Annotated in this window: 10 protein-coding genes; 6 read left to right on the forward strand and 4 right to left on the reverse strand. The window is 68.2% G+C overall.

From position 1 onward, the window contains the following. Nucleotides 1-13: 13 nt before the first annotated feature. Complete coding sequence (locus AB0E63_RS43020; protein WP_360379651.1) at nt 14-910, reverse strand: toxin-antitoxin system, toxin component; 897 nt, start codon at nt 908-910, stop codon at nt 14-16. A gap of 99 nt (nt 911-1009) precedes the next feature. On the opposite strand from AB0E63_RS43020, the gene AB0E63_RS43025 reads away from it, so the two are divergent. Next, complete coding sequence (locus AB0E63_RS43025) at nt 1010-1444, forward strand: GNAT family N-acetyltransferase (protein WP_360379654.1); 435 nt, start codon at nt 1010-1012, stop codon at nt 1442-1444. 13 nt (nt 1445-1457) lie between these two features. Here AB0E63_RS43025 and AB0E63_RS43030 read toward each other — a convergent pair whose 3' ends face one another. Together AB0E63_RS43030 and AB0E63_RS43035 are read right to left on the reverse strand one after the other, a co-directional pair. After that, nucleotides 1458-2378: a WYL domain-containing protein gene (locus AB0E63_RS43030; RefSeq protein WP_360379656.1), complete on the reverse strand. Its 921-nt coding sequence runs from the start codon at nt 2376-2378 to the stop codon at nt 1458-1460. Nucleotides 2379-2451: 73 nt separating this feature from the next. Then, on the reverse strand, nt 2452-3009 hold the full coding sequence (locus tag AB0E63_RS43035; protein ID WP_360379659.1) for a DinB family protein: 558 nt from the start codon (nt 3007-3009) through the stop codon (nt 2452-2454). Nucleotides 3010-3064: 55 nt separating this feature from the next. Between AB0E63_RS43035 and AB0E63_RS43040 the strand changes: the two genes are divergently transcribed. From AB0E63_RS43040 to AB0E63_RS43055, 4 genes are all read left to right on the forward strand, one after another. Further along, a complete protein-coding gene (locus AB0E63_RS43040) occupies nt 3065-4015 on the forward strand; it encodes a WYL domain-containing protein (RefSeq protein WP_360379661.1) in 951 nt (316 codons plus the stop codon). Beyond that, a complete protein-coding gene (locus tag AB0E63_RS43045; protein ID WP_360379664.1) occupies nt 4008-4310 on the forward strand; it encodes a DUF1905 domain-containing protein in 303 nt (100 codons plus the stop codon). Before AB0E63_RS43040 ends, AB0E63_RS43045 begins: the two co-directional genes overlap by 8 nt. Nucleotides 4311-4367: 57 nt before the next feature. After that, a complete protein-coding gene (locus AB0E63_RS43050; RefSeq protein WP_360379666.1) occupies nt 4368-4922 on the forward strand; it encodes an isochorismatase family protein in 555 nt (184 codons plus the stop codon). 115 nt (nt 4923-5037) lie between these two features. Next, on the forward strand, nt 5038-5910 hold the full coding sequence (locus tag AB0E63_RS43055; protein ID WP_360379667.1) for a metallophosphoesterase: 873 nt from the start codon (nt 5038-5040) through the stop codon (nt 5908-5910). A gap of 56 nt (nt 5911-5966) precedes the next feature. Here AB0E63_RS43055 and AB0E63_RS43060 read toward each other — a convergent pair whose 3' ends face one another. Next, nucleotides 5967-6833, reverse strand: coding sequence for a LysR family transcriptional regulator (locus AB0E63_RS43060; RefSeq protein ID WP_360379669.1), 867 nt, complete (start codon nt 6831-6833; stop codon nt 5967-5969). Between the two features lie 74 nt (nt 6834-6907). Between AB0E63_RS43060 and AB0E63_RS43065 the strand changes: the two genes are divergently transcribed. Then, a complete protein-coding gene (locus AB0E63_RS43065; RefSeq protein WP_360379671.1) occupies nt 6908-7417 on the forward strand; it encodes a cysteine dioxygenase family protein in 510 nt (169 codons plus the stop codon). Nucleotides 7418-7428: the final 11 nt, after the last annotated feature.

The raw sequence follows: 7428 nt of genomic DNA on the forward strand, positions 1-7428 counted from the left end.
CACGCCGCCGTCGTCAGACCGGGGACAGGCAGAGGGTGTACTTCGTGGAGCCGCGCTCGTACACGTACGACGCCTCGGAGCCGGCGAACTGGTCGCACTGGGTGTCGTCGGTGGAGTCGTCCAGCTTGCCGACGATCTTGTACTCGGCGTCGGACGAGCCGCAGTCGACGACACTCACGTCCGGGTTGCTGGACGTGCCCTTGTTCTGCACGCACTGACCGACATCGGCGTTCGAGGTCGAGTTGAGGTTCGCGAAGATGATCAGCGCGAGCACCGCGACCGGGATCAGCAGGCCGAGGATCACCGGGCGCTGGAACAGCGGCTTGCCCGGGTCCATCGGCCGGCCCGGTCCCGGAGCCGGCTCAGGCAGGCTCTTGAACTTCTGCATCGGGCCGATGTTCGTCAGCATGATGATCGGGTTGATGATCACCGACCCGATACCCCACCAGCCCTGCCACAGGCTCTTCGAGGTCATGTCGCGCACCGAGGCGATCCCGCAGGTGCGGCAGAACGGACCCTGCAGCTTCAGCCACCGCATCAGGATGATCATGCCCTGATGCCCACGCACGGTCGCGTCGACCGCGGGGTAGCCACCGCAGAACCGGCACTGCTGCTGACCCTGCGGTGCGAACGCCTGCTGACCGTGCGGGAAAGCCTGTCCCTGCTGGTACGGCGCCTGCTGCTGGAACGGCTGCTGCCCGTACGGCGCCTGCTGCGGCTGCCCGTACTGCTGACCGCCGTAGCCCTGTCCCGGCTGCTGGCCGTTTGCCGGGCCGGGCTGGTGGCCGGGGTGGGTCTCGGGCTGGCTCTGCGGTTGGGCGTACTGCGGGAACTGCTCCGGGGGCGGACCGTAACCGCCCGGCTGGCCGGGGTACGGGTTCTGCGGCGGCTGGGGAGGGGATGTGGTCACGGGACGCTTCCTGTAACTGGATGTCGGAACAAGACGAACCACCGCACCTTACTCACCCCAGTGGGCCACTTCGCCTCCCGGTGTGGCACTGTGCCGGACATGCTGACCATCGGCCGTCTGGAACCTACCGACCGTGACGCCTGGCAGACGTTGTTTGCCGGTTACAACGAGTTCTACGGGCGCACGATGCCGGACGAGTTCTTCGACCAGGCCTGGACCAGGTTTCAGCAGGACACGGAGATCCACGCCTTGGGTGCGCGCCTCGACGGCCGCCTGGTCGGCATCACGCATTTCCTCACACACGCGAGTACGACGTCGCCGGACTCCTGTTATCTGCAGGACCTCTTCACCGCACCGGAGGCCCGCGGCAAGGGTGCGGCCCGAGCGTTGATCGCGGCCGTCACCGACTGGGCGAAAGAGCGGGGCTGCGGACGGGTCTATTGGTCTACACAGGAGAGCAATGCGACTGCTCGCCGGCTCTACGACCAGGTCGCCGAGAACCGCGGGTTCATTCTCTACACGATCCCGCTGTGAGCGGTCGGTCGATTCAGCTGTAGCGGTCGGCCAGTTCGCGGCCGAGGCGGGCGAGCTCGGCCTGGACCGACGGCGGATCGATCACCTCGATCGATCCACCCCAGCCGGCCAGGTGCTGAGCGATCATCAGCGGCGTGGGTGCGGTGACCTTGAGCCGCACCCGGTCGCCGTCCATCCCGTCGACCTCGCAGTTGCGGCCGAGCCGGTCCTGCATCACCCACACGAACCGCTCGTCCATCAGCACGGTCGCGGTCAGTCCGGAGCGCCGCTCCTCCATCCGATCGACAATCTCCTCCCACGCGACGGACAGGTCGAAACCCGCCGGCCGCTCGAACGACTCCTCGGTCAACTCGGCCGACACCACCCGCTCGACCCGGAACGTCCGTTGGCCCTTGTCGGTGAGCGCGATCAGGTACCAGATGTCGTCCTTGTCCACGAGCCCGAGCGGATCCACGAGTCGCTCCGACTCCTCCCGGCCCCGGCCTTGGTAGACCAGTCGCACTTTCCGACGGCGTACGACGGCATCCTGCAGCCGGCGGACGAGCTCGGGGCGTTCCTTGACGTGCTCGCCCCAGCGGGCCGGGTCGATGACGACTGCCTCGGCGGCCGCTTGGGCGTGTTCGCGGAAGGTGTCGGGCAGCGCGCGTACGAGCTTGCGGAGCGCGGCCTTTGCGTCCGGCGCGATGGACGCCGCCGGACCGACCAGGAGGAACAGTGCTTGGGCCTCGGTGGCGCTCAGACCGCTGAGGTCGGTCCGCGCGCCGCCGATGAGCTGCCAACCGCCGTTGCGTCCGGGCTGTGGGTAGACCGGGATGCCGGCGGTCGACAGCGCCTCGAGATCACGGCGCGCGGTGGCGACGGAGATCTCCAGCTCCTCGGCGACCTCGGCGGCGGTCACCCGCCCACGGGCCTGCATGAGGAGCAGCACAGCCACCAATCGATCCGCTCGCACCTGCTGATCGTCGCAGACAAACCGCTCACCCGCTGAGCACTTTGCTACCCGGCGCTTACGGTGCGGCGACCTCCTGGGGTGCGTCTTCGCCGACCAGGCCGTCGATGGACTCGCGGATCAGGTCGGCGTGGCCGGTGTGCCGCGCGTACTCCTCGATCATGTCCGCCAGGAGCCGGCGCAGGTTCGGCGAGCGGCCGTCCGGCCAGACGAGGCTGCCGGTCTGATCGAGACCGCCGTCCGCTATCGCCTCCGCCACAGAGGCACGCGAGCGGGTGACCGCGCCTCGCCACAGCTGCACGAGTTCCTCGGGGGAGTCGTCCGCCGCGGTCCGCCACTCCCAGTCAGGGTCGGAGTCCCAGTCGATCTTGTTCCACGGTTCGCCGGGGTCCCGGCCGTGCAGTCGGTGCGAGAACATGTCGGCCTCGACGAGGGCCAGGTGCTTGACCAGACCGCCGAGCGTCATCGCCGACGGGCCGAGCCGGGCGTTCATTCCGGCCGCGTCCAGCCCGCCGGTCTTCCACCCGAACGTCCGGCGATTGCGCTCCAGTACGCCCAGCATCGTCTCGACCTCGTCGCCCGCTGCGGGCAGTTCCATCACGGTGTTGTAGTCCATGGCCGGCACGCTACGCTCGGTTCCGGACGGTTCACTTCCGGAATGGTGAGGACCTGTGGCGTACGACGTGAGTCCGACGGCGCGGACGTTGACGGTGCTGGAGCTGATCCAGAACAGCCCGGGCATCACGGCCGACCAGCTGGGCGAGAAGCTCGGTGTCTCCGAACGGGCGGCCCGGCGCTATGTCGCCATCCTGCGCGAGGCCGACATCCCGATCGAGTCGGTCCGCGGTCCGTACGGCGGCTACCGGGTCGGCCGCGGACTACGGCTGGCCCCACTGATGTTCACGACCACCGAAGCGCTCGGCCTGGTGATGGCCGTGCTCGAAGGACCACGCGGCGCCGCCGACCCGGTCGAGAACGCGCTCGGCAAGATCATCCGGGTCCTGCCCGAACACATCGCCCGCTCCACCGACGCCATCCGCCGCGTCCGTGCGCGCGCTCCCGACCCCGGCGTCCGTACGCCGGACCCTGAGATCACCGCGGCCCTGGTCGCCCAGAGCACCGCCGGCCGGCGCGTCATCATTCACTACCGTCGCCACCACGGCGAGGAATGGCCGATGGACGTCGACCCGTGGGCAGTCGTCGTACGACGTGGCCGCTGGTATCTCCTGTGCTGGTCGCACACGAAGAATTCCCGCCGCGTTCTCCGCGTCGACAGGATCACCAAAGTCGAGCCGCAAGGCGAGGAATTCACCGCACCCGCCGACCTCGACCCACTGGCCGCCGTCGAAGAACACCTGGCCATGGGCTGGAAATACCCCATCGAGGTCATCATCGACGCCCCGCGCGACGAGGTCGCCCACTGGATCTCCCGCAGCATGGGCCGCCTGGAACCCATCGACGATACCCACACCCGCCTCCTGGCCAGCACCGACGAACCCTACTGGTACGCCGGCCAGCTGACCTCCCTCCCCGCCCCCTACCGAATCCTCCAATCCCCAGAACTGAAGACCGCGGCCCGCAACATAGCCCAACGCTTGCTGGAGGCAAGTAACAGTGAATGAGATCGAGTTTGCGGCGGAGATTTGGTATTGGCGAGGGCCGGCGCCTTGGTATTTCGTCACGGTGCCGGAGGACGAGTGTGCGTATTTCGAGGCGGAGTCGAACTTCGTGACGTACGGGTGGGGGATGATCCCGGTGCAGGCCGAGATCGGGGACAGCGTGTGGGACACCTCGATGTTCCCGAAGGACGGGCGGTACATCCTGCCGGTGAAGGCGGCGGTGCGGCGGGCGGAGGATCTCGACGACGGCGACGTACCGACCGTGCGTCTGCGGCTACGGAGTTGGCAGGTCTCCTGAAACTGTCGGCGAGCGGGTCTAGCGTCCGTCGTGTACCCGGGAAAGGGAGGGAACGGCATGTCCACGTTGTCAGATCGGCCGAACACGGCACTTGTGGTGATCGACGTCCAGAACGGTGTCGTCAGTGAGGCACACGAGCGCGATCAAGTGGTGTCCAACATCAGCACCCTGGTCGGCAAGGCCCGCGCCGGCGGGGTCCCGGTCGTCTGGGTCCAGCACTCCAGCGAGCACCTCGTGAAGGGCAGCGACGAGTGGCAGCTCGTCCCTGAGCTCAAGCGCGACGAGTCGGAGCCGCTCGTCCACAAGACCTTCGCGGACTCCTTCGAGGACACCGACCTCGAGGACGTCCTCGCCACAGCCGGGATCGGCCGTCTGTTCGTCAGCGGCGCGCAGACCGACGAGTGCATCCGCTCCACCATCCACGGCGCCATGGTCCGCGGGTACGACGTGACCCTGGTCGGCGACGCGCACACCACCGAAGACCTGTCGGAGTACGGCGCACCCACCCCGGACAAGGTCATCGCCCACACCAACCTCTACTGGGAGAACCACCAGGCACCTGGCCGCACCGCCGCCGTCCAACCCACCGCGGAGGTCACCTTCACCGACTGACCTTGGGTAGTTTGGTCACACACGACTGGCGAGGGTGGGCGAACCACCGGGGAGTGACACGACGGGCATCGACCGCCTGGGTGCCGACGGCAACGACATCCCAGGAGAACCCGTCATGGCACATCGTGTTCTGCACCTGTCCGACACCCACGTCAGCCGCACCGGCCCGGATGAGGACGGCGTCGACGGCCTCGCCGCGCTCAACGGCCTGCTGTACGACGTACGCCGGGTCCCGGAGCTGGATCTGATCGTCGTCAGCGGGGACATCGCCGACGACGGGTCCGAGGAGGGCTGCACCGCGGTTCGTAGGGCCGTGGGTGAGTTCGCCGCTGAGCGTGGCATTCCGCACGTCTACTGCACCGGGAACCATGACCGTCGCGAGGGTTTCACCGCCGCGCTCGGCTCGGGACACTTCGGACCCGACGGCTTGTCGATCGGCCGCCGCGCCGACGTCGCCGGTGCGATCGCCGCGGTGAGCGAGATCGCGGGCCTCCGGGTCATCACCCTCGACAGCCTCATCCCCGGCGAGACGCACGGTGTGCTCGGCGACGACCAACTCGACTGGCTCGCCGCGGAGCTGGAAACACCCGCGCCGGCCGGGTCGATCGTCGTACTCCACCACCCGCCGATCTCCGTCGACGCAATTCCGTACCTCGAGTCCGTCGTCCTGCAAGAGCCCGAGAAGCTAGCGGGAGTCGTAGCCGGGACCGACGTACAAGCGGTCTTGTGCGGCCACCTGCATCACCAGTTGTCCGGCCGGCTCGGGGACAAGCCCGTGTGGGTGACGCCCGGCGTGGTCACCCGCGTCGACCTCACGGCCCCCAGCGCCCTGGTCCGCGGCGTCCTCGGCGCCGGTGCAACCATCATCGACCTGGGCGGCCCCTTCGCCCCGATGTTCCACACCCTCCACGCCCGATCCCCCCAAGCCGGCACCGAGGTCTACGTCTACAACCCACTCACGGGAGCAGACGCGGCCGAGAACTTCTGAAGCGCCCAGAACGCGGCACCCGGCTCTCGCGATTCAGCATGTGCGGGCCAGGCTGCTCACAGGACGGCGGTTTCGGCGAGGGTTGTGAGGAGGGCGGCGATCGCGGGTGGGTCGGGCGGTTCGCCGTACGTCGCGGCGTAGACGTGGCGGCGGGACCCGGGGAGCTCGGTGGCGATGATGCCCTCGGCGTGGTGGGCGCGGAGGGCGAGACCGGGCATGGTCGTCACCCCGAGGCCGGCCGCGACGAGCGCCTGCATGACCACCATGTCGTCAGACGTGTAGCCGATCCGCGGCTCGTAGCCCTCGGCGGCGCACAGCGAAACCAGGTGCCTACGGCAACGATCGCATCCGGCGATCCAGGTCGCGTCGCGGAGCCCGGGCAGCTCGACCGGCTGATGGGTCGACAGCACGTAGAGCGGATCGTCCAGCAGGTGATGCAGTCGTACGCCGGACGGTTCCGGCTCGGTCTCGTCGTACCGGAAGACGATCGCGACGTCGATCTTGCCGGTCCGGAGGAGTTCGAGCGCCTCGGGCGGATGCGCGTCGAGGAGGTTGATCTCGAGGCCCGGGTGTTTGTCGGCCAATGCCGCCACGGCCCGCGGCACGAGTGACCCGATCGCGGACGAGAAGCCGGCCAGGCGGATCCGGCCCGCGCTCAGACCGACGTGAGCGGCGAGTTCGGCGTCGACGGCGTCGATCCGGCCGATGATCTCGGCGGCTCGAGCAGCCAGTAGGCGACCGGCCTCGGTCAGCCTGATGCCGCGACCGGCGCGTTGCAGGAGCTGCGCGCCGGTCTCAGCCTCCAAGCGCGTGAGGTGATGAGTGACGGACGGCTGCGAGTAGTGCAGCTCGCGGGCAGCGGCGGTGACCGAGCCGTGACGGGCGACGGCATCGATGACGCGCAGTCTTGTGACATCGAGCATGTATCAAATCTATCTATGAGTGAGCACGAAACTTGGCATTAGACGTTATGGGTTGACCGGCGCACGCTCAAGACATGACGACAACAACGATCTCCACCAGTGAACTGACCGACTTGATCGACGGCGTCCGTACCGCCATCGACCAGCACGCCGACTGGAACGGCACGGCGCAACTCGTGGCCGAGCAACTACGCCGGCACCTGCCGACTCCCGACGTACTGACCGCCGAGCAGCGCGTCGGCTCGGCGGACCGCTACCGCAGTCACACGCTGCATGTCGAGCCTGACGGTTCGTTCTCGATCATCGCCCTGGTCTGGCGGCCCGGGCAGGTGACCCGGATCCATGACCACGTGACCTGGTGCGTGTTCGGGGTGATCCAGGGCGTCGAACACGAGGACCTGTACGACGCCGACCTGCGGCTGATCGGGCAGAGCGACAACCACGTCGGCGACGTGAGCGGCTTCGCGCCGCCCGGCGACATCCACCGGGTCAACAACACCTCCGACGGCACGGCGATCTCCATCCACATCTACGGCACCGACGTCACCCGCATCGGCTCGAGCGTGCGCCGGTACTACGACTGAGGGCGGCGACC

This window comes from Kribbella sp. NPDC026596, assembly GCF_040638415.1.
GTDB lineage: Bacteria > Actinomycetota > Actinomycetes > Propionibacteriales > Kribbellaceae > Kribbella.

Excerpts from the sequence above, each read along its gene's own strand:
- AB0E63_RS43050 (WP_360379666.1), top strand. The coding sequence starts at position 4,368 with ATGTCCACGTTGTCAGATCGGCCGAACACGGCACTTGTGGTGATCGAC.
- AB0E63_RS43035 (WP_360379659.1), bottom strand. The coding sequence starts at position 3,009 with ATGGACTACAACACCGTGATGGAACTGCCCGCAGCGGGCGACGAGGTC.
- AB0E63_RS43060 (WP_360379669.1), bottom strand. The coding sequence starts at position 6,833 with ATGCTCGATGTCACAAGACTGCGCGTCATCGATGCCGTCGCCCGTCAC.
- AB0E63_RS43055 (WP_360379667.1), top strand. The coding sequence starts at position 5,038 with ATGGCACATCGTGTTCTGCACCTGTCCGACACCCACGTCAGCCGCACC.
- AB0E63_RS43065 (WP_360379671.1), top strand. The coding sequence starts at position 6,908 with ATGACGACAACAACGATCTCCACCAGTGAACTGACCGACTTGATCGAC.
- AB0E63_RS43025 (WP_360379654.1), top strand. The coding sequence starts at position 1,010 with ATGCTGACCATCGGCCGTCTGGAACCTACCGACCGTGACGCCTGGCAG.